Source organism: Lysinibacillus sp. GbtcB16, from assembly GCF_019091145.1.
In the GTDB taxonomy this organism is placed as follows: domain Bacteria; phylum Bacillota; class Bacilli; order Bacillales_A; family Planococcaceae; genus Lysinibacillus; species Lysinibacillus fusiformis.
The window spans coordinates 1-255 of the sequence record NZ_JAGXJV010000608.1; the positions used below are offsets into that span (position 1 = coordinate 1).

The window sequence follows — 255 nt, forward strand, 5'->3', positions numbered from 1 at the left end:
CGCTGAAGGCTGCCAATTTAACCGATGGTTTTGAAGTTGGTAAGTATAATCCAGCGGGCGAAGTGAGCAAAGAGCAGCTTGCCGCGTTCTTGATTCGCGGTCTGAATAAAGAGGCTCAAGCGGGTACAATCGCGGGATTGAATGACAATACAGTATCCCGTTGGGCGCAGGGATATGTGCCTTTGGCAGCTCAATTGAATCTGCTGGGCAAACAAGCTGACGGGACATATGGCGGCACTGCCCCTGCTACGCGCG

Annotated in this window: 1 pseudogene; it reads left to right on the forward strand. The window is 52.9% G+C overall.

What is annotated here, in order from left to right:
- Positions 1–255: pseudogene (locus KVT27_RS25390) on the forward strand (S-layer homology domain-containing protein); the annotation flags it as partial.